Origin of the sequence: Pseudomonas sp. B111 (assembly GCF_026428275.1) — a bacterium.
Classification (GTDB): Bacteria; Pseudomonadota; Gammaproteobacteria; order Pseudomonadales; family Pseudomonadaceae; genus Pseudomonas; species Pseudomonas aeruginosa.
In genome coordinates, this window is sequence record NZ_CP097857.1 from 3955488 (window position 1) to 3974976 (window position 19489).

Below are 19489 nucleotides of genomic sequence, written 5' to 3' on the forward strand. Positions count from 1 at the left end.
TTTGAGTAGCCTCCTGCTTTCCTGTTAAATAGCCGCCGTGCGTCACACGCATAGGCCGGCCGTCCTTCCGCACCTTTCGTTTCATGCACCGAAGCGCTGTCCGGCTACTTGATCGTTACCCCATCAAGGTGAACTCATTGACATGTTGAAAATCGTCCTTCTGGTCACGGGCGTCGCCGCCCTATTGCTGTCCTTCATTCCCAGCCTAAGAACCGAAGCCACACCCTTCCTGCAACATCCCGATGCCATCTACCTGGCCATTCTGGGCCTGATCAACCTGCTCTTCGCTCCCGTACTGCAATCGTCACATCCAACCCGCCCGCTGCAGGCCGGCGCAGCCGCCCTGCTGGTCCTGGGCGTCGTCCTGCAGGCACTGATCCTGCTGGCGCCGCTGCCGACCATCGCCGACCAGCCGGCGATCGTCCTGCCCCTGCTAAGCCTGGTACTGGCCACGGCCCTGCAACTGGCGGGCAGCCTGAAGCCCGGCAAACCGGTCTCGCGCAGCGCCAGCGCCCCGGCGGCCCTCGGCGGCAGCCAGGACAGCGGCAACCGGGAGACCGGTACCGTGAAGTGGTTCAACACCTCAAAAGGTTTCGGCTTCATTTCCCGCGATTCGGGCGAGGACATCTTCGTCCACTTCCGAGCGATTCGCGGCGAAGGCCACCGCATCCTCATCGAAGGCCAGCGCGTGGAGTTCTCGGTGGTACAACGGGACAAGGGCCTGCAGGCGGAAGACGTAATCGCCTCCCGCCGCTGACCGCCGCGAAAAACAGAAAACCCGCCGAACGGCGGGTTTTTTGTGCATTCAATAATGGGGAGGAGGCGCTTCGTCTTCCCCCGCCTCGCCCACCAGCCCCTGGACGTCTTCCAGACGCTTGATCAATGCCGCGACCTGAAGCTGCAGTCGCTCAATGCTGCGCTGCTGCTCGACCACCACATCGTTGAGAGCCTGCAAAGTGTCATCCTGGAAAGCCTGGCGGCATTCCAGGTCATCCATGCGCGCGTCCAGCTCCATCTAGGCCTCCCCGGCAAAACGGAAGCCGTCGGTCAGCACCATCCGCAACTTGCCGCGGATCGCCTCGACCTGCTCGGAAGAATAAGGCTGAGCCGGATGGCGCCCCCAGACAGGGCCGGGCCAGGCGTCGTCGCCACGTCGCCGGACGATCACGTGCATGTGGAGCTGACTGACCACATTGCCCAGGTTAGCGACATTCATCTTGTCCGCACGGAAGGTGTCCTTGAGCACCTCTGCCAGCAGCGTGGCCTCGCGCCACAGCGCCTGCTGGTCATCGACATCGAGCTGGAACAGCTCGGTGACATCCTCCCGCCTCGGCACCAGGATGAACCACGGATAGCGGGCATCGTTCATCAGCAGCAGGCGGCTGAGGGGAAAGTCGCCGAGCAACAGGGTGTCCTGCTCCAGCCGGGGATCCAAAGCGAACATACTGACCTCTCCTGTTCGACCGTCATTCATGGACAGCTTAGCCCCTCCTTCCGAGAAGGGACCCGCCATAACTGCCGCGCAGGATACTTCGCCGCCCGGCCAAAGCAAGCCCGCACATCCGCCCGCCCCAGCTTGGCGCGCCTCTCCTGCCGAACGCCCCATAAGATGCCGGTCGAATGAATACAGCGCGATGCCGAACATAAGACATGCCGTGGATACAAACGCATTCGCCACAGACAACTCGATGGCAACCAACCCTTGAAGCAGACGGATTACAAACAGGTTTCAAGGCATGATTCGTTTGCTTTCAAACAGAATAGCTTCGCTCTCGAAGAGACCAACTGGAATACATAGGCGAAGCCGTTTTCCAATTTGTGCACGGAGTTTGCTTATACCTCTTTCATCACAGTAAGAGGGGCCGTACGGAACATGACATTTTTATTACAAGACCCCGCCAATCGGGAAAAGCGACTTGAGAAGCGACCTCAACAAGAGTGACCAAGCCCGCGACATACGTCATTTTTTCAACTGCGCACCTACGCAGATGCGACATACGTCATGCAATTTTGCGACAACGCCGTAAAGAATCCGTCGCTTCGGAACCTCAACTATCGCCAAGAAACACTGCGTGCTATAAGTTAGCGCCGACAAGAAGAACTAGCCGTCACTGCGGCACTGTGATGGCAGAGATAATTTCAAAACCAAAGGAGCAATCACAATGAAAGTGATGAAGTGGAGCGCCATTGCACTGGCGGTTTCCGCAGGTAGCACTCAGTTCGCCGTGGCCGACGCATTCGTCAGCGATCAGGCCGAAGCGAAGGGGTTCATCGAAGACAGCAGCCTCGACCTGCTGCTCCGCAACTACTATTTCAACCGTGACGGCAAGAGCGGCAGCGGGGACCGCGTCGACTGGACCCAAGGCTTCCTCACCACCTATGAATCCGGCTTCACCCAAGGCACCGTGGGCTTCGGCGTCGATGCCTTCGGCTACCTCGGTCTGAAGCTCGACGGCACCTCGGACAAGAGCGGTACCGGCAACCTGCCGGTGATGAACGACGGCACGCCCCGTGACGACTACAGCCGCGCCGGTGGCGCCGTGAAGGTACGCATCTCCAAGACCATGTTGAAGTGGGGCGAGATGCAGCCGACCGCTCCGGTCTTCGCCGCCGGCGGCAGCCGCCTGTTCCCGCAGACCGCGACCGGCTTCCAACTGCAGAGCAGCGAACTCGAAGGGCTCGATCTCGAAGCGGGCCACTTCACCGAAGGCAAGCAGGGCACCACCACCAAGTCGCGCGGCGAACTCTACGCAACCTATGCAGGCGAGACCGCCAAGAGCGCCGATTTCATTGGGGGCCGCTACGCAATCACCGATAACCTCAGCGCCTCCCTGTACGGTGCTGAACTCGAAGACATCTATCGTCAGTATTACCTGAACAGCAACTACACCATCCCACTGGCATCCGACCAATCGCTGGGCTTCGATTTCAACATCTACCGCACAAACGATGAAGGCAAGGCCAAGGCCGGCGACATCAGCAACACCACTTGGTCCCTGGCGGCAGCCTACACTCTGGATGCGCACACTTTCACCTTGGCCTACCAGAAGGTCCATGGCGATCAGCCGTTTGATTATATCGGCTTCGGCGAGAACGGTTCCGGCGGCGGCGGTGACTCGATTTTCCTCGCCAACTCCGTGCAGTACTCCGACTTCAACGGCCCCGGCGAGAAATCCTGGCAGGCCCGCTACGACCTGAACCTCGCCTCCTATGGCGTTCCCGGCCTGACTTTCATGGTCCGCTATATCAATGGCAAGGACATCGATGGCACCAAGATGTCTGACAACAACGTCGGCTATAAGAACTACGGCTACGGCGAGGACGGCAAGCACCACGAGACCAACCTGGAAGCCAAGTACGTGGTCCAGTCCGGTCCGGCCAAGGACCTGTCGTTCCGCATCCGCCAGGCCTGGCACCGCGCCAACGCCGACCAGGCCGAAGGCGACCAGAACGAGTTCCGCCTGATCGTCGACTATCCGCTGTCGATCCTGTAATCGACCGACAGGCAACGAAAAAACCCGGCATCGCCGGGTTTTTTCTTCTCGGCGGCAACGCGCCTATAAAGGAAGGGCGTAGGTACCGGTCACATGGGCCACCAGGTCTTCCTCATTACTCTGCGAAAACACCCCGACCTCGCAGACGACCTGGCGCCGCCCCAGCTTGAGGATGCTCGCCTCGGCCAACAGGTCCTCGGGCCTGGGCTTGCTGAGGAAGTTGATGTTCAGGTTCGAGGTCACGGCCATCTCGACCGCCCCGAGACGCCCGAGAATGACCGCGTACATCGCCGCGTCGGCCAGCGCCATGATGGTCGGGCCGGACAACGTTCCACCGGGACGCACCAGCTTGCCGTGAAAAGGTATGCGCGCCAGCGCATGTCGTTCGTCGAGACGCTCGACACGAAAATCGATGTCCTCGGCCATGGGCAGCCCCATGCGGATCAACGCCTGTACCTGCGCCGCGTTCATTGCCTGCTGACTCCTCATCATCGATGGCCGGCGCCCTGTACGCAGCCAGACCGGCACCGTACAATGCCCAGCCATTCCTCCCGATACAACCGACATAACGGCCAAAGATGCGTACCAGTCAGTATCTGCTTTCCACGCTCAAAGAAACCCCCGCCGACGCGGTGGTAATCAGCCATCAACTGCTGCTTCGCGCCGGCATGATCCGTCGCCTGGCCTCGGGTCTCTACACCTGGCTGCCAATGGGCCTGCGGGTACTGCGCAAGGTCGAGACCATCGTCCGCGAGGAAATGAACGCTGCCGGCGCCCTGGAAGTGCTGATGCCGGCGGTGCAGCCGGCCGAGCTGTGGCAGGAGTCGGGGCGCTGGGAGCAATACGGCCCTGAGCTGCTGCGCCTGAAGGACCGCCACGAGCGCGAATTCTGCGTAGGCCCGACCCACGAAGAAGTGATCACCGACCTCGCGCGCAACGAGCTGAACAGCTACAAGCAACTGCCGATCAACTTCTATCAGATCCAGACCAAGTTCCGTGATGAGATCCGCCCGCGCTTCGGCCTGATGCGCGGACGCGAATTCATCATGAAGGATGCCTATTCCTTCCACCTGAGCCAGGACTCGCTGCAGCAGACCTACGACGGGATGTACCAGGCGTACAGCAAGATATTCTCCCGCCTCGGCCTGGATTTCCGTCCCGTGCAAGCCGACAACGGCTCCATCGGCGGCAGCGGCTCCCATGAGTTCCACGTGCTGGCCAACTCCGGCGAGGACGATATCGTCTTCAGCGACAGCTCCGACTACGCCGCGAACATCGAGAAGGCCGAAGCCGTGCCGCGCGAGAGCGCCCGCGGCAGCGCCACCGAGGACATGCGCCTGGTCGACACGCCCAACACCAAGACCATCACGGCCCTGGTGGACGGCTTCCAGCTACCGATCGAGAAAACCATCAAGACCCTGGTGGTGCATGGCGCCGAAGAAGGCACCCTGGTCGCCCTGATCGTCCGCGGCGATCACGAACTCAACGAAATCAAGGCCGCCAACCAGCCGCTGGTCGCCAGCCCGCTGGTATTCGCGTCGGAGGCCGAGATCCGTGCCGCCATCGGCGCCGGCCCCGGCTCGCTGGGCCCGGTCAACCTGCCGATCGCCTGCATCGTCGACCGCTCCGTCGCCCTGATGAGCGATTTCGCCGCTGGCGCCAACATCGAGGACAAGCACTACTTCGGCGTGAACTGGGAGCGCGACCTGCCGCTGCCCGAGGTCGCCGACCTGCGCAATGTCGTCGAAGGCGACCCCAGCCCGGACGGCAAGGGCACCCTGGTGATCAAGCGCGGCATCGAGGTCGGTCATATCTTCCAGCTTGGCACCAAGTACAGCGAAGCGATGAAGCTGAACGTCCTGAGCGAACAGGGCAAGCCGGTCAACCTGATCATGGGCTGCTACGGCATCGGCGTATCCCGCGTGGTCGCCGCCGCCATCGAACAGAACCATGACGAGCGTGGCATTCTCTGGCCAAGCGCACTGGCGCCGTTCCAGATCGCCCTGGTACCGCTGAAGTACGAAACCGAGAGCGTCAAGCAGGCGACCGACAAGCTCTATGCCGAGCTGACCGCAGCCGGTTTCGAAGTGCTGCTGGATGATCGCGACAAGAAGACCAGCCCCGGGGTGAAGTTCGCCGACATGGAGCTGATCGGCATTCCCCACCGCATCGTGATCAGCGACCGCGGCCTCAACGAAGGCGTCCTGGAATACAAGGGCCGCCGTGACAGCGAGTCGCAGAACCTGCCGATCGGCGAACTGATGTCGTTCATCACCGAAAAACTCAGCCGCTGAGCGTAACGATGCCCACCGGAAGACCCCTGCGCCTATTCGCCGCCACCCTGTGCGGCGGCCTTCTGCTGAGCGGCTGCGCCAACCAGTTGCCGCAGCGTAGCGAGCATGAGGAGCGCGTCGAGCGGAAGCTGCTCGAACATACCCTGCAAGTCGATGTCGGCCAGCCCGATGTGCTCGAACTACCGCAGCGCCGGGTCCGGATCAACGACCAGAAGTCCTTCGAGGTCACCGAGTTCGAGGTGACGCGCCGTTACGACCGCTATACGCCGTACCAGGCCTGGCGGGAGATCTACGAGATCCCGTTGGGCGCGGTGGCGCTGGTGGCCGGCGTCGGAGCGAACATCGTCAACGTGGTGACCTTCGGCAGCGTACCGGACAACATCACCCACGGCTGGATCAACTATGGGCTGGCCGGGGTGAATCCGTTCATGAACGTGGAATCCAACGGTCGCGCCGAACAGAATCTCGCGAGCATCGACGAGAAACAGCGCGACAAGCGCCTGGAGTACTCCAGCCTGCCCTGGGCGGAGCGTCCGGTCATGGTCAGTTCCGGCAAGGAACTCAACGAACTGCTTACCGACCGTCATGGCGTGCTGCGCCTCAACCTGCTTGACAGCCCCTTCGCCGAACAGGACATCAGCCGCATCTCGCAGATACATCTTTCGGTGAGCGACCCGCAGGATGGTACCCGCGCCGATGCCAGCCTCCGCGTCAGCCGCAGCCTGCGCGGCAAGCTCCTGGAAGCTCACGCCCTGATCTATGACGACCTGGAAGGCGATGACGTCCACCACTGGGTCCATCGGGTGAAACGCCTCGCGGAGCTGGGCCTGGAAGAAGAAGCCAGCGAACTGGAACAGAGCCTGATCGAACTCACGCGCAACGACCCCGAACTGCAGCAGCAGTTCATGCATGCCCTGCTCCGGGATGCCGGACGCCTGGCCGCGGACCCTGGCGAGACGCCCTGACGGCGAACTCGCCTCGTCAGCGACGGACGACGAAGCCAGCGATCCCCTGCAGCGGCATTTGCTCGACCTCGACCGCAGAGACCTCCGCGTGCCGCGGGCCCCGCCCCAGCCATCGCTCCAGGGCTTTCGCCCGGTCCTCCTCGCCCTCCCAGACGACTTCGACACGCCCGTCATCCAGGTTGCGCACCCAACCGTCGAGTTCGAGGCGATCAGCCTCTTCCCGGGTCGCCTGGCGGAAACCGACGCCCTGTACCCGGCCGCCGACATAGGCATGCAAGCAGATCCTCGCCATCAGCGTCCCTCCCGCAAAGCCTCGAGCTGTTTCAATATGCCATCGGCCGTCTGCTCGCCCAGCAGACGCTGACGCATTTCCCCCCGAGCATCGACGATATAGGTGACAGGCAACGCTTCGCTGCGAGGGAGCTTGAAGCGAGGCGCCGGATCATCGGCCAGCACGGTGAAGCGAATCCCCATGCCATCGGCCGACTTCTTCAACTCGGCATCGCGCAAGCCATCGAAATTCACGCCAATGACGCGCCCGCCCTGCCCTTCCAGCACCTGCGCAAGGCGATTCATCTCCGGAATCTCGGTCCGGCAGGGCGCGCACCAGTCAGCCCAGTAATTGACCACCAGCCAATGCCCGTCCAACTGCTCCGCAGCGACAGGACGCCCGTCCTGGTCGACTCCGTAATCCGCCGAACAGCCCGCGAGAAACAACACCGCAGCAGCGCCCAGCGGGCGTAGCCAACTCCCCATGTCAGGAACCTCTCGAGTCAGGAAAACATCGGCCGGACCAGGGCAACCCGGCGCGGCACTATGGCGAGACCTTACTGGAAGCCATCCACCTCTGCAAAACCGAGTGGAGACGAATATGGGAAGAAGAAGCCCCGATACTTCCTACAAGGCACAAAGTGCGAGAAGAGTCACGACGATCGCCGTCGAACCGCACAGTTTGACGCAAAGGACCACCCCTATAATCCGCGTGCCACACACGACGCGACGACTCAACCGGCCGTATGCCCAGGCATCGGCAGGATCGACTTGGGGAGAAGTCGAGAGCGACGAGTCCGAAGCCCTTTTAAACGGACACACTGCTGCTTATGAAAGACCATCTGATCGGAAGCGTCCCCGCACACCTGGTGGATGCCGCACGCCCAACCCTGACAGCCCACGAGGGCCTGGTCGCGGACTACAACATTGCCGCCTGGCTACATCTTCCGGATGCCTGCGACCTGCTGGTGTCACTGGTGGTCAGCTATCTGGATGGCGGGCGCCAGCGCGAAGTGGCGGTGGATCACGGACGAATCGACCGCCAGCAACGCATCCTGCTTTCCGGCATTGCCCGCCTGCCCGTACGGCAGAAAGTGGAGAACATGCAGGTACGCCTGAAGTCGGCGACGGCCTTTTCCCGACTGGTCGTGGAGGAGTTCTTCGTACAAGCGGTGGAGCAGGAAAACAGGTCACAGCAGGTGTCCGAAGCTTGAGCCGGATCGCTCAGCCCTGGCGTACCTGATCGAACAGGGGTTCGTCCCGCACTTTCTCAGGCGACGGTTCGCTGACGCTGCGCGCCGGCACCAGCGACTCCGGCCAACTGCTGAACTGCAGCCCGGTAATCCGGTTCAAACGCTCAAGCGCTGCCTGCTCATCCTTGTGATGCAAATGGACGACCTTGTTCGACATTGGGAGCATGAACGGGAACCTCGGCGGAACTACGGAGTGAAACGACTGTCACACAGGGGTTTGCCAGAAGCGTGCCAACAGCGCTTTCCCTGCGCTTGCTGGGATTCCTTCGGCAGCATGCAGCGCCTCATGCACATCGTTCGCCGCAAACTGACACTTTACGTCACCTTCACTCCCGAGGTTCCGTCCGCCAGCCAGTGGGCCAGGCTTTCTCCGAACAGCGCCTCCTGCTCCACCTGCAAGCGCTCCATGGCCTGCTGGAACGGCGGATACCACGCCTCGTCCAGATTCGCAGGCATGCGCTCTCGGCTAGGCATGGGCCAGGGGCAGCGATTCAGCAAGCGGTGCAGACTGTAGGCGCCAAGATCCCGGCACAGCACCCACTCGCCTCCGCCGGCGCGGCAGACGAACTGCTCCTTCTCGAGAAAGTCCAGCAGTTCCTCCCACTCATCCTCGGGCAACAGCCAACCCGCACGATGCAAGTGGGTCAGGCGCAGCGATTGCCCAAGCTGCTGGCGTTGGTGGAACACCCTCAGCACGCCGAGCAGGACGATCAGCTTGGGCAGCGAGCGCCGCCGCCAGAGACGGGAAGAAGAGAGATTGCAGACCAGCACCGCGCCGAACAGAACGATCATCCAGGAAAGATAGATCCACAACAGGAAGATAGGCACGGTGGCGAAGGCACCGTAGATCAACTGGTAGCCGGGAAACAGGCTTACGTACAGCCCGAACAGGGTTTTCGCGGCTTCGAACAGTACCGCGGTGAACACGCCGCCCATCAGGGCATGGCGCACCGGGACCCGGGCGTTCGGGACCGCCGAATAGAGCAGGGTGAAGGCCGCCACGCTGAACGCCAGCGGCATCAGCCCTAGCAGCGTCTCCGCGCCCGGCAACGCGTCCGGGCCATGGAGCAGCGACAGCGAAGTGATGTAGGTGGTCACGGCGAAGCCGGCCCCCAGCAACAATGGGCCCAGGCTGAGGATCGCCCAGTAGAGGAGGAACCGCCCGACACCCCGGCGTGGCTGGCGAACCCGCCAGATCTCGTTGAAGGCTTTCTCGATGGTCACCAGCATGGTGAAGGCGGTGACTGCCAGAAAGACCACCCCGACCCAGGTCAGGTGCCGGGCCTGGGTGGTGAAACTCTTCAGGTAGGTTTCCACCGCTTCTCCAGCGGAAGGCACGAAATTGCGAAAGATGAAAGTCTGGATCGACTCGCCCATGCCATGGAATGCCGGAATCAGCGAAAGCATGGAAAACATCACCGTCATCATCGGCACTACCGCGAACAACGTGGTGTAGGTCAGCGCCGCCGCGCTGTTGGGAGCCTTGTCGGTGACGAAGCGATGAGCGAGGAAGCGAGCGAACTCGACCCCATCGTTGAAATGTTCGCGCATGCCCTCTCCTTGAAGTCGCGCCGGTTCTTCGCCTCTCGGGGCGGTACTTCGCGCCGACGGGTTCAGTCCTGGTCGACGAGGCGGTTAGAATAGCCGTCACTTCACCGGCCATGCGACCCCTGACATGAGCGAACTGATCCTGTTGCACAATCCGCGCTGCTCGAAATCCCGCGCAGCGCTCGAACTGCTCGAAGCCCGCGGCCTGCAACCGCAGGTGGTGCGCTATCTGGAAACCCCGCCGAGCGCCGCCGAGCTGAAAGCGATCCTGGCCAAGCTCGGCATTCCCGCCCGCCAGTTGCTGCGGACCGGGGAGGACGAATACAAGGCCCTCGGCCTGGATGAGCCCAGTCTTGGCGAAGAGGCCATCATCGAGGCAATGGCCAGGCATCCGAAGCTGATCGAGCGTCCGGTGCTGGTCGCGGGTGATAAGGCGGTGGTTGGCCGGCCTCCGGAAAGAGTCCTGGAGATCCTCGTTTGAGCAGTCCCTACATCCTGGTGCTGTACTACAGTCGCCATGGCGCTACCGCGGAAATGGCCCGGCAGATCGCCCGTGGCGTCGAACAAGGCGGCTTCGAGGCGCGCGTACGCACGGTTCCCGCGGTATCCACCGAATGCGAAGCGGTCGCCCCGGACATCCCCGCGGAGGGGGCGCTGTACGCAACCCTGGAGGACCTGAAGAACTGCGCAGGCCTGGCCCTCGGCAGCCCGACCCGCTTCGGCAACATGGCTTCCCCGCTGAAATACTTCCTCGACGGTACCAGTAGCCTGTGGCTGACCGGCGGCCTGGTCGGCAAGCCGGCAGCGGTCTTCACCTCCACCGCCAGCCTGCACGGCGGCCAGGAGACCACTCAGTTATCGATGCTGTTGCCGTTGCTGCACCACGGCATGCTGGTCCTGGGCATTCCCTACAGCGAACCCGCCCTGCTGGAAACCCGCGGCGGCGGCACGCCTTACGGCGCCAGCCACTTCGCCGGCGCCGATGGCAAGCGCAGTCTCGATGAGCACGAACTGACCCTGTGTCGCGCGCTGGGCAAACGCCTGGCGGAAACCGCCGGCAAGCTGGGGAGTTGAAATGGCCCGCAAGAACAAACCGCTGCCCGAAGTAGCGTGGCTGCTGCCGCGCCTGGCGCTCAGCCGCGCCACCAGCCTGGGAAGCTTCGTCGGCCTGGTCCTGCTCATCCTCATTCGCGACCTGATCTACGCGGACGCCCATGGTGCAGCGAGCTGGGTGCCCTGGCTGGTCCTCGCCTTCAAGCTGCTGCCGCTGCTGGTGGTGGCCCCCGGACTGCTCATGGGCAGCGCGCGCGGGCATGCCTGGGCCTGCTACGTGGTCAACCTGTATTTCATCCTCGGCGTACTCGCCGCCTTCGATCCCACGCAGCGCCTGTTCGGCTGGGCCGAAGTGCTACTCAGCGTGACCTTGTTCTGCGCCGCGCTGCTCTATACGCGCTGGCGATTCCAGTACGACCGAAGGGTCGCCGGGGAACGCTGATGGTAAGGCAGGAGCCCCCTCCTGCCCTGCCTGCGCCGCTTTCCAGTGCCGACCGACCGCCGGTAAGCCTGCGGACAACCAGCGCTCCGGTATTGCCGGCGCATGGATGGAGAGACGGATAGAAGGCGGTCACTTCCTGCTGCAAGCGAAACCCAAGGACTGCGGCACGGCCATGCGGGAGTTCGCCGACGGACTGTCGACGCTTACCAGCCGAGGGTTTCCTTGAGGAAAGGAATGGTCAGCTTGCGCTGAGCCTGGAGCGAAGCGCGATCCAGTTGCTCCAGCAGATCGAACAGAGAGTTCATGCTGCGCGAACCGCGGTTGAGGATGAAACGACCGACTTCATCGGTCAGATGCAAGCCACGACGGGATGCCCGCAGTTGCAGGGCACGAAGCTTGTCCTCGTCGGAAAGACCGTGCAACTGGAAGATCAGCGCCATGGTGAGGCGGGACTTCAGGTCCGGCAGCTTGACCTGCAGCTCCCGGGGCGACTTCGATGCCGCCAGCAGCAGGCGCCGACCGGTATCGCGCAGTCGATTGAACAGGTGGAACAGCCCCTCTTCCCACTCTCGCTTGCCAACCAGCACATCCAGGTCGTCGATGCAGACCAGCTCGCACTGCTCGAGATCGTCGAAGATTTCCGGGCCGTACTGCACCAGATCGGCCATCGGCAGGTAGATGGTTCGCTCTTCGAACTGCTCGAAACGCAAGCAGGCCGCCTGCAACAGGTGGCTGCGACCGACGCCGTCGTGTCCCCAGAGGTAGATGAGGCTTTCCGCCCAGCCAGCCTCGGCTTCGCACAAACGCTCGACATATCCCAGTGCCGCGGCATTGGCACCGGGATAGTAGTTGGCGAAGGTGGCGTCGTCGCGCAGACGCACACTGAGGGGAAGCTGAATAGGTTTCATGCCAGGCTGGGCGGACAATCCGAAAACGCCGCAGGAGTCACCGTAAAGGCTGCAAAGTTTATACGCCTCGGCAGGGCCGCACAATGAGCAACTAGGCAAGCAAAATCAAAGGTTTGCCGATAGCCGAGGCTCCTTGCCCAGAGCATCGGCCGGTCGCGCGCCGGCCCGCTCCGTTGCATAGGAGCGGATCGGCGCGCCGACTCACTGCCAGCGGAAATTCAGTTGGGTCGACGACGGCACCGCCGCGCTGGGCGCTGCGGGCTGGCCAGAGGCATCCAGCGGTACGCTGTCGGCCGGGATTTCCTGCAACTGCGCCAGGCCCAGCTGGGCACGCAATTGCTCGGGACTGGCCTTCACGGAATAGTCGAGGCGATCGCCCCGCACGCCTACCAGACGCGCGCCGAACGGATCGAGCAGGCGTTGCAACTCGGCATAGCGTGCCAATGTCGCGCCCTGGACCTGAAGGGTCAGGCCGGTCGCCGCTCCCGGCGTGGCAACGAAACGAGTGGACAGGCGGTTGCCGACGGCCAGCATCACGCTGTCTGCCAACGCGTCGGGCGTAGCGCCTTCAGCCTGGCCTTGCTCCCGCGAATCGCCCATCCACAGCCGCCATTGCGCCTGCCATTTGCCGTCCGCCTCCTTGGCGTCCACTGCCAGCAAGGCATCGGCGGCATAACGCTCGGAGGCTGCGCGCAGGGCATCGGGTTGGGCGGCGGTGAGGTTCTCCGGGGTACCGACGATCTGCTCGTCGAGATCCGCCAGAGGCAGGCGCAACGGCAAGCCGCGGTTCTGCGCCGCACGCTTGAGCGGTTCGGCCGAGGCCTGGTTGTCACCGACCAGGGTGCTGCCATCGGCGCTTTCGTTCAGCCACCAGGCCAGCACCGCCGGTCGGTTGGCGCCCCAGCTCGGCAGGCCGGCGGCCCGCAGCGCATTACCGGTGGCGGTTGGATCGAAATCGACCACCAGCGCCAGCGGCGGACCATTTTCGAAGGCGTACTGGCTGATCAGTTGCTGCGGATCCTTCAGGTACCCCGCCAATGCCGGATTCTGCGGCGCCTGCGGATTGCCGGTCAGGCGCACCAGCAGGGTCTGCAGGGCTCGCACCAGTCCGGCATCGCGCTCCCCGGGCTGCTGCGACGAAACCGGCTCGTGGACCTGGTAGAGATTGGGGACCGTTGCCGCGAAGACGGGCAAGCCTAGCAGGGAAAAACAGAGAACGAAGAGTCGGGCTATGCGCATGGAGGGCTCTCGACGAACGGATGGGAACGGCGGCGACGAGCTGTGAAGGCCGCGCAAGTGGACCTATACCTTAAACAGCAGTCCGTCCAGCGGCAACCGAGATGGCCGCTGCGTGGCAAGCCTGATAAAATCGCGCGCCTTCAAAACCGGCAAACAGCGTTGCACGCCTGGGCGGCCGGCCGATCTCCGAATTACCCCTATAGGCCTGGATTTATGAGCAGCAAGCAACCCTCGTTGAGCTACAAGGACGCTGGTGTGGACATCGACGCCGGCGAAGCCCTGGTGGAACGCATCAAAGGCGTGGCCAAGCGCACCGCACGCCCGGAAGTGATGGGCGGCCTCGGCGGCTTCGGCGCCCTCTGCGAAATCCCGGCCGGCTACAAGCAGCCGGTGCTGGTATCCGGCACCGACGGGGTGGGCACCAAGCTGCGCCTGGCGCTCAACCTGAACAAGCACGACAGCATCGGCCAGGACCTGGTGGCGATGTGCGTCAACGACCTGGTGGTCTGCGGCGCCGAGCCGCTGTTCTTTCTCGACTACTACGCCACCGGCAAGCTCAACGTCGACGTCGCCGCCACCGTAGTCACCGGCATCGGTGCCGGTTGCGAACTGGCGGGCTGTTCCCTGGTCGGCGGCGAGACCGCCGAAATGCCCGGCATGTACGAAGGCGAAGACTATGACCTGGCCGGCTTCTGCGTCGGCGTCGTGGAAAAGGCCGAGATCATCGACGGCTCCAGGGTCCAGGCCGGCGACGCGCTTATCGCCCTGCCCTCCTCCGGCCCGCACTCCAACGGCTACTCCCTGATCCGCAAGATCATCGAGGTTTCCGGCGCCGACATCGAGCAGGTCCAACTCGACGGCAAGCCGCTGGCCGACCTGCTGATGGCGCCGACCCGCATCTACGTCAAGCCGCTGCTGCAACTGATCAAGCAGACCGGCGCGGTCAAGGCCATGGCTCACATTACCGGCGGCGGCCTGCTGGACAACATCCCGCGCGTCCTGCCGAACAACGCCCAGGCCGTGATCGATGTCGCCAGCTGGAACCGTCCGGCGGTATTCGACTGGCTGCAGGAACAGGGCAACGTCGACGAGACCGAGATGCATCGCGTACTCAACTGCGGCGTCGGCATGGTCATCTGCGTGGCCCAGAGCGACGCCGAGAAAGCCCTGGAAGTCCTGCGTGCCGCCGGCGAGCAACCCTGGCAGATCGGTCGCATCGAAACCTGCGGCGCGGACGCCGAGCGCGTGGTCCTGAACAATCTGAAAAACCACTGATGCCGAAACTCTGCAATGTCGTGGTGCTGATTTCCGGCTCCGGCAGCAACCTGCAGGCGCTGATCGACAGCCTCCGGGAGGGCGCCACGCCGGCCCGGATCCGCGCGGTGATCTCCAACCGCGCGGACGCCTATGGCCTGGAACGCGCGCGCCAGGCCGGCATCCAGACCGAGGTGCTCGATCACAAGGCCTATGCCGATCGCGAAAGCTTCGACCAGGCCCTGGCACAACGGATCGATGCCCATGAACCGCACCTGGTGATCCTTGCCGGGTTCATGCGCATCCTCAGCGCCGATTTCGTTCGCCATTACCAGGGGCGACTGCTGAATATCCATCCCTCGTTGCTGCCGCGCCACAAAGGGCTGCATACCCATCAACGCGCCCTCGAAGCCGGCGACCGCGAGCACGGTTGCAGCGTGCACTTCGTGACGGAGGAACTCGATGGGGGGCCACTGGTCGTACAGGCAGTAATCCCGGTAGAGTCGCAAGATACGCCGGAACGCCTGGCCAGACGGGTTCACGAGGAAGAACACCGGATCTACCCGCTGGCCATGCGCTGGTTCGCCGAGGGCCGCTTGCGCCTGGGCGAACAGGGCGCCCTGCTGGATGGCCAGGCCCTGCCTGCCACCGGCCATCAGATTCGCACCAAGGAGATTCGCAATGCGTAAAGCCATGCTGTTCCTGCTGACGCTGCTGACCCTGCCGGCCTATGCTTTCGAGCTGAAGCCGTTCACCGCCAGCTATACCGCCGACTGGAAACAGATGCCCATCAGCGGCAATGCCTCCCGCAGCCTGAAGGCTCTCGGCGACGGCCGCTGGCAACTGGACTTCGAGGCCTCCATGCTGCTGGCCAGTCTCAACGAAGTCAGTACCTTCAAGGTCGAGAACGACACCTTCCTGCCACAGACCTATCGCTTCGCCCGCCAAGGTCTGGGCAAAGGCAAGCAGATCGAACTGGACTTCGACTGGTCGCAGAAGCAGGTGCTCGGCAGCGACCGCGGCGATGCGGTGCGGCAACCCCTGAATCGCGGTCAACTGGACAAGTCCACCTATCAACTGGTCCTGCAGCATGACGTTGCCGACGGCAAGAAGAGCATGAGCTACCAGATCATCGAGGGCGAGGATGTCGATACCTACGACTTCCGGGTTCTCGGCGAGGAAAAGGTACGCACCCAGGCCGGCCTAATCAACGCGATCAAGGTCGAGCGCGTGCGTGATCCGGGCAAGAGCAACCGCAAGACCATCCTCTGGTTCGCCAAGGACTGGGACTACCTGCTGGTCCGCCTGTACCAGATGGAAACCGACGGCAAGGAATACCAGATCATGCTCAAGGAAGGCACCATCGACGGCAAGACCGTCACTGGCGAAAAGAACTGATCCCCCCTCCCACGAAAAGCCGGGCCATTGCCCGGTTTTTTATTGCCCGCGGATCAGCCGCAGGCCTGGTGCTCGCGGCAGATCAGCTCGGCATCGGCAGCGCTCAACGGCTCCCCGGTTAGACCGCAGAAGGGCGAGCCCGCACGCCGTTGATGGAACCGGCAGGACCGACAAAGGCCGAAACCAGGCACATCCTCCTGACGCTGGATGACGACCAGAAGATCACGCAACAAGCCTTGCAAGTGTTCGCCCTTCTCGCCCAGTGCCGTGACGGCCTGCTCGAGGAACTGCGGCGGAATCACCGCCTCGATCAGCGCGCGCCCCGCATCGGTCAGCCGCAGATGAACGCTGCGCCGATCCCGCGCATCCGGCAGCTTGCTGATCAGCCCCCGCCCTTCCAGCACCTTGAGCGATTGCGACACTGTGCCCTTGGTCAAGCCGAGGTATTCGGTCACGCCCAGCGGAGTATCCGAATAGCGATTACAACGCGCCAGGTAATGCAAGGCGCTCAACTGCACCGGCTGCAGCTCAGCCACCAGCGGCTGCTCGCGGGACCAGGCACGCATCAGGCTGGTCAGCCTTTCCAGATAATCGTAAAGGGCGATGGCGGACATGGGATACCTCCTTGCCAATATAGTATCGACTAAAAACATGTTTGACAAAGAGGTCGCCCCTTGTTTAGGCTGAAAACGTATCGTATCGATACTAAATTCCTACAGGAGAATCAGCATGACCAAAGCCATCTACTACCACGCCGGCTGCGCAATCTGTGTCGAAGCCGAACGTTCCTTGCTGCCATTGCTCGATCGCAAGCAGGTGGACATCGAAGTGGTCCATCTCGCCGAACAATCGGCACGCATCGCCGAGGCGGAAAAGGCCGGGGTCAAGTCGGTTCCTGCCCTGGTTGTCGACGGACAGGTACTGCACCTTAACTTCGGTGCGGCGCTCAGCGATCTGAAATAAGGAGAACGGCCATGGAGGTGAAGATCTTCGACACCCATGTGCGAACCCGCGACGGCCGCTACCTGCACTTCGATGTCCTGGTCACGGAGGAGCTGGGGGCTCGCGCCGGCGAGTTCGCTCGACGCTGGCTCTCCGGAAGAGGCATAGACGAGGCCGATATCAGCCAGGGGCATTGCAGCTACTGCCATAGCGAGATTGCGACAGCAGAGGTTGCCGAAGCCATTCGGCTCCATGGCCATTACATCCTTCCCCTGGAAGGCTGTTGAGGCCAATGGACAGCTACCACCCGATCGCCTGCGATCTCCATGACTACCTGGAGATCGCCTGCCTCTACCGCTACCGGTTGCTCCTCGAACTCGAGGATGGTGTTCGCTTCGAAGCCGAGGCGCGCACGACGCATACCCGGGCCGTTCGGCCAGGCGGCGGCAAGGAGGAATACCTTGAGGTGGCCGTCGAAGGAGCGACTCTGCTGCTGCGCCTGGATCGCCTGTTGGCGATTACCGCCCTCACGGAAGCGGCCTTGTTCGGCCGCATACGCCTGAGGGAAGAGGCCTGTTCCAGAGCATCCGGCATGCCACCTTCACACCTTGGAAACTGAAAAGGTTTTTCTCAATTCCAGGACTATTTGATTAGCCTGCTATTGAAATAGGCTGGATTTGCCTTGATGCAGATCAACCCTGGAGCAGAAAAGATGAGTGTGACAGTGACCGAGCGTGACGATGACCACAAATCCCGCGAGCTGCGTGCGCTTGGCCGCCGCTGCTGGGACGTGCATCAGCAGGGACTGCTGGTTGGCGTCTTCCATAACGAGGATGACGCCCACGCCTATCGGATCAAACTGGAGAAAGAAGAAGAACTGCGGCAGATAGGTAAATCGGCCTGAACCATGCGCCCCCGCGTACTTCGGGGGCGCACCTTTGGTCTCAGGTCCCGGAAAGGCTCCGGTCGAGGCTGACGACTCCCGGCGGCAGGCTATCTTCCTGTACCCGTTGCCGTGGGGCACGCAACATCGCCCGAACCAGAGCCACCAGCACGCCGAGCGCCAGCCCACCCAGGAGGCCCAAGGCCACCACTAGAGCCTTGCGTGGCTTGATCGGCCTCAGAGGCGTTGCAGCTTTCTGGTCGACCCGTACCAGTTCGATCTTAAGGTCACTTGCCCTCAAGGTCTGTAGACGCGCCTGCTCTCCACGCAGCTTGTCGATGTTTTCGAAGAAACGCTCCTCGCCCTTTCGAGCCTGCAGGTATTGCACTTCACGGTTGTTCTCCAACTGTTTCAGCTCTTGCTGGATCGTCGCTACGCGGGGCTCGGTGAAGTCATCGCCCTTGCGTTTGAGCAAGGTATCGCGCTCGGCGGTCAAGGCATCGACGCCCATGAAATACAGGGGAATCTGCTGGTTATTCACCTCGGTGCGGAAAACGCTGCGCGAGCCATCCTGCCCGACCTCTCCCAGTGCGCCCGGGGTGGTCGGCTTGACGATCCCCAGCCGCGTGGCGATCTGGATGGCTTCGTTGAGCTGCTGGATACGAGAGCCGCGCACCATCTTCAGCCGCCCGCGCAACGCCCTGAGTTCATCCTCCAAGCCAGCCCGCCGGATGCTGTCCGCTTCCAGCAACCGGGCGATCTTGCCTTCCTTGCTAGCCTGGTAACTGGCACGCTTGCCTTCGATATCCTGCTCGAGGAATTGCAGGCGACCGTCGATACGTGCCTGGAGGTCGTCCAGGATTCGCTGGCGCTCGTTCTCGATGGTCGACGCGAGCATGCCGTTGAGAATGGCGGCACCATCCATGCCCTGGGGATACTGCATGGACAAGCGGAAGAAAGGCGCCGCCTGGGGGGCCTTCTTCAAGTCCGTCTGCTGCATGCTGAAGGCATCCTGGTTGAACTTCCAGAAAGCCTGCTCGGGGGACAGGCCCTCGGTGTTCAATTGCTGGAATAGCTCTGGATGTGCTTCGAAATACTCCAGCCTGCCGGAGTAGGCTGCCAGCTCGTTGCCGACGCGCTCCAACGCTTCCCGCGGAGTCATGGCGTAAAGACCTTCGATGTTGACAGCCTCCAGGGCCTTGGTCTGGATCGGCCGCAACAGGACATCCACCTGGTAGGTCGGAACGACCAACAGCGCATAGGCGAGCGCAGCGGCGGTCGCCAAGGCCGCGATCAGCGCTATCAGCCACTTCGACGCCCACAATTGCTGGAACAGCTGAACGATATCGATCTCCGAGGGCGAAGCCCCCGGAAGCTGTGAGGAAGGCATACCAACGTCCTTTTCGATAGGCGGCTAGCCCACAGATGCACGCAAAGGCAGCCGTAGGAGATTTCTGAGGAAAGGCATTATGCTATCGAAACGAAATCATCGGTAGTTATTTTAGAACTGCTTCGCATTCCAGAATTGGTAGTTGACCGGCATCCG

The 19489-nt window shown here is 62.5% G+C and carries 26 protein-coding genes; 15 read left to right on the plus strand and 11 right to left on the minus strand.

Annotation, left to right across the window (positions count from 1 at the left end; genetic code table 11):
• The first annotated feature begins 142 nt into the window (after positions 1–142).
• A complete protein-coding gene (locus M6E97_RS18385; RefSeq protein ID WP_003106665.1) occupies positions 143–757 on the plus strand; it encodes a cold-shock protein in 615 nt (204 codons plus the stop codon).
• 48 nt (positions 758–805) lie between these two features.
• On the opposite strand, the gene M6E97_RS18390 is transcribed toward M6E97_RS18385, so the two are convergent.
• On the minus strand, positions 806–1015 hold the full coding sequence (locus tag M6E97_RS18390) for a SlyX family protein (RefSeq protein ID WP_003086099.1): 210 nt from the start codon (positions 1013–1015) through the stop codon (positions 806–808).
• Complete coding sequence (locus M6E97_RS18395) at positions 1016–1444, minus strand: HIT family protein (RefSeq protein WP_003086095.1); 429 nt, start codon at positions 1442–1444, stop codon at positions 1016–1018.
• Between the two features lie 718 nt (positions 1445–2162).
• On the opposite strand from M6E97_RS18395, the gene oprD reads away from it, so the two are divergent.
• Positions 2163–3494: an outer membrane porin OprD gene (gene oprD / locus M6E97_RS18400; protein ID WP_003086093.1), complete on the plus strand. Its 1332-nt coding sequence runs from the start codon at positions 2163–2165 to the stop codon at positions 3492–3494.
• A 63-nt stretch (positions 3495–3557) separates the two neighbouring features.
• Here the strand turns inward: oprD and M6E97_RS18405 are convergent, their stop codons facing one another.
• Complete coding sequence (locus tag M6E97_RS18405; RefSeq protein WP_003086091.1) at positions 3558–3965, minus strand: PaaI family thioesterase; 408 nt, start codon at positions 3963–3965, stop codon at positions 3558–3560.
• A 107-nt stretch (positions 3966–4072) separates the two neighbouring features.
• Here M6E97_RS18405 and M6E97_RS18410 point away from each other — a divergent pair, with 107 nt between their 5' ends.
• A complete protein-coding gene (locus M6E97_RS18410) occupies positions 4073–5788 on the plus strand; it encodes a proline--tRNA ligase (RefSeq protein WP_003086089.1) in 1716 nt (571 codons plus the stop codon).
• 8 nt (positions 5789–5796) lie between these two features.
• Positions 5797–6753 carry a hypothetical protein gene (locus M6E97_RS18415; protein WP_033939158.1) on the plus strand — a complete coding sequence of 319 codons (957 nt, stop codon included), beginning with the start codon at positions 5797–5799 and terminating at the stop codon, positions 6751–6753.
• A 16-nt stretch (positions 6754–6769) separates the two neighbouring features.
• On the opposite strand, the gene M6E97_RS18420 is transcribed toward M6E97_RS18415, so the two are convergent.
• Both M6E97_RS18420 and M6E97_RS18425 read right to left on the minus strand, forming a co-directional pair.
• Entirely contained in the window at positions 6770–7045 is a 276-nt protein-coding gene (locus M6E97_RS18420) for an acylphosphatase (protein WP_003102385.1), read from the minus strand.
• On the minus strand, positions 7045–7509 hold the full coding sequence (locus tag M6E97_RS18425) for a TlpA disulfide reductase family protein (protein ID WP_003102387.1): 465 nt from the start codon (positions 7507–7509) through the stop codon (positions 7045–7047). Before M6E97_RS18425 ends, M6E97_RS18420 begins: the two co-directional genes overlap by 1 nt.
• A gap of 344 nt (positions 7510–7853) precedes the next feature.
• Between M6E97_RS18425 and M6E97_RS18430 the strand changes: the two genes are divergently transcribed.
• On the plus strand, positions 7854–8237 hold the full coding sequence (locus M6E97_RS18430) for a hypothetical protein (RefSeq protein WP_003109947.1): 384 nt from the start codon (positions 7854–7856) through the stop codon (positions 8235–8237).
• 10 nt (positions 8238–8247) lie between these two features.
• Here M6E97_RS18430 and M6E97_RS18435 read toward each other — a convergent pair whose 3' ends face one another.
• Entirely contained in the window at positions 8248–8433 is a 186-nt protein-coding gene (locus tag M6E97_RS18435; protein ID WP_009878006.1) for a hypothetical protein, read from the minus strand.
• A gap of 158 nt (positions 8434–8591) precedes the next feature.
• Positions 8592–9827: a YihY family inner membrane protein gene (locus M6E97_RS18440; RefSeq protein ID WP_003109945.1), complete on the minus strand. Its 1236-nt coding sequence runs from the start codon at positions 9825–9827 to the stop codon at positions 8592–8594.
• Between the two features lie 124 nt (positions 9828–9951).
• Between M6E97_RS18440 and arsC the strand changes: the two genes are divergently transcribed.
• Genes arsC through M6E97_RS18455 form a run of 3 tightly spaced genes read left to right on the plus strand, consistent with a single transcriptional unit; the run spans position 9952 to position 11319 of the window.
• Positions 9952–10305, plus strand: a complete 354-nt coding sequence (gene arsC / locus M6E97_RS18445) for an arsenate reductase (glutaredoxin) (RefSeq protein ID WP_003140785.1) — start codon at positions 9952–9954, stop codon at positions 10303–10305.
• Positions 10302–10898 carry an NAD(P)H:quinone oxidoreductase gene (gene wrbA / locus M6E97_RS18450; protein ID WP_003102394.1) on the plus strand — a complete coding sequence of 199 codons (597 nt, stop codon included), beginning with the start codon at positions 10302–10304 and terminating at the stop codon, positions 10896–10898. The genes arsC and wrbA overlap by 4 nt, the downstream gene beginning before the upstream one ends.
• 1 nt (position 10899) lies before the next feature.
• Complete coding sequence (locus M6E97_RS18455) at positions 10900–11319, plus strand: DUF2069 domain-containing protein (protein ID WP_033939154.1); 420 nt, start codon at positions 10900–10902, stop codon at positions 11317–11319.
• A 203-nt stretch (positions 11320–11522) separates the two neighbouring features.
• On the opposite strand, the gene hda is transcribed toward M6E97_RS18455, so the two are convergent.
• On the minus strand, positions 11523–12227 hold the full coding sequence (gene hda / locus M6E97_RS18460; protein WP_003102398.1) for a DnaA regulatory inactivator Hda: 705 nt from the start codon (positions 12225–12227) through the stop codon (positions 11523–11525).
• A gap of 201 nt (positions 12228–12428) precedes the next feature.
• Entirely contained in the window at positions 12429–13466 is a 1038-nt protein-coding gene (locus M6E97_RS18465; protein ID WP_033939153.1) for a DUF2066 domain-containing protein, read from the minus strand.
• Between the two features lie 213 nt (positions 13467–13679).
• On the opposite strand from M6E97_RS18465, the gene purM reads away from it, so the two are divergent.
• The 3 genes from purM to M6E97_RS18480 are packed head-to-tail and all read left to right on the plus strand — an operon-like array spanning position 13680 to position 16118.
• Positions 13680–14741, plus strand: coding sequence for a phosphoribosylformylglycinamidine cyclo-ligase (purM, locus tag M6E97_RS18470; RefSeq protein ID WP_003134243.1), 1062 nt, complete (start codon positions 13680–13682; stop codon positions 14739–14741).
• The gene (gene purN, locus M6E97_RS18475) at positions 14741–15409 is read left to right on the plus strand and encodes a phosphoribosylglycinamide formyltransferase (protein WP_003086063.1); all 669 of its coding nucleotides are present in this window, start codon (positions 14741–14743) and stop codon (positions 15407–15409) included. The genes purM and purN overlap by 1 nt, the downstream gene beginning before the upstream one ends.
• Positions 15402–16118: a DUF3108 domain-containing protein gene (locus M6E97_RS18480; RefSeq protein WP_023096002.1), complete on the plus strand. Its 717-nt coding sequence runs from the start codon at positions 15402–15404 to the stop codon at positions 16116–16118. Before purN ends, M6E97_RS18480 begins: the two co-directional genes overlap by 8 nt.
• Positions 16119–16171: 53 nt before the next feature.
• Here the strand turns inward: M6E97_RS18480 and M6E97_RS18485 are convergent, their stop codons facing one another.
• Positions 16172–16732, minus strand: a complete 561-nt coding sequence (locus M6E97_RS18485) for a MarR family winged helix-turn-helix transcriptional regulator (protein WP_023099884.1) — start codon at positions 16730–16732, stop codon at positions 16172–16174.
• Positions 16733–16847: 115 nt separating this feature from the next.
• Here M6E97_RS18485 and M6E97_RS18490 point away from each other — a divergent pair, with 115 nt between their 5' ends.
• The 4 genes from M6E97_RS18490 (at position 16848) to M6E97_RS18505 (ending at position 17964) form a co-directional block, all read left to right on the plus strand.
• Positions 16848–17081 (plus strand): glutaredoxin family protein, encoded by a 234-nt coding sequence (locus tag M6E97_RS18490; protein ID WP_003086058.1) that lies wholly within the window; start codon positions 16848–16850, stop codon positions 17079–17081.
• An 11-nt stretch (positions 17082–17092) separates the two neighbouring features.
• The gene (locus M6E97_RS18495; protein ID WP_023112288.1) at positions 17093–17347 is read left to right on the plus strand and encodes a DUF2024 family protein; all 255 of its coding nucleotides are present in this window, start codon (positions 17093–17095) and stop codon (positions 17345–17347) included.
• Between the two features lie 5 nt (positions 17348–17352).
• Positions 17353–17679 carry a Rho-binding antiterminator gene (locus M6E97_RS18500; RefSeq protein ID WP_003086055.1) on the plus strand — a complete coding sequence of 109 codons (327 nt, stop codon included), beginning with the start codon at positions 17353–17355 and terminating at the stop codon, positions 17677–17679.
• A gap of 93 nt (positions 17680–17772) precedes the next feature.
• Positions 17773–17964: a hypothetical protein gene (locus tag M6E97_RS18505; RefSeq protein WP_003454532.1), complete on the plus strand. Its 192-nt coding sequence runs from the start codon at positions 17773–17775 to the stop codon at positions 17962–17964.
• Between the two features lie 40 nt (positions 17965–18004).
• Here the strand turns inward: M6E97_RS18505 and M6E97_RS18510 are convergent, their stop codons facing one another.
• Positions 18005–19333 (minus strand): Wzz/FepE/Etk N-terminal domain-containing protein, encoded by a 1329-nt coding sequence (locus tag M6E97_RS18510; RefSeq protein WP_004364065.1) that lies wholly within the window; start codon positions 19331–19333, stop codon positions 18005–18007.
• Between the last annotated feature and the right edge of the window lie 156 nt (positions 19334–19489).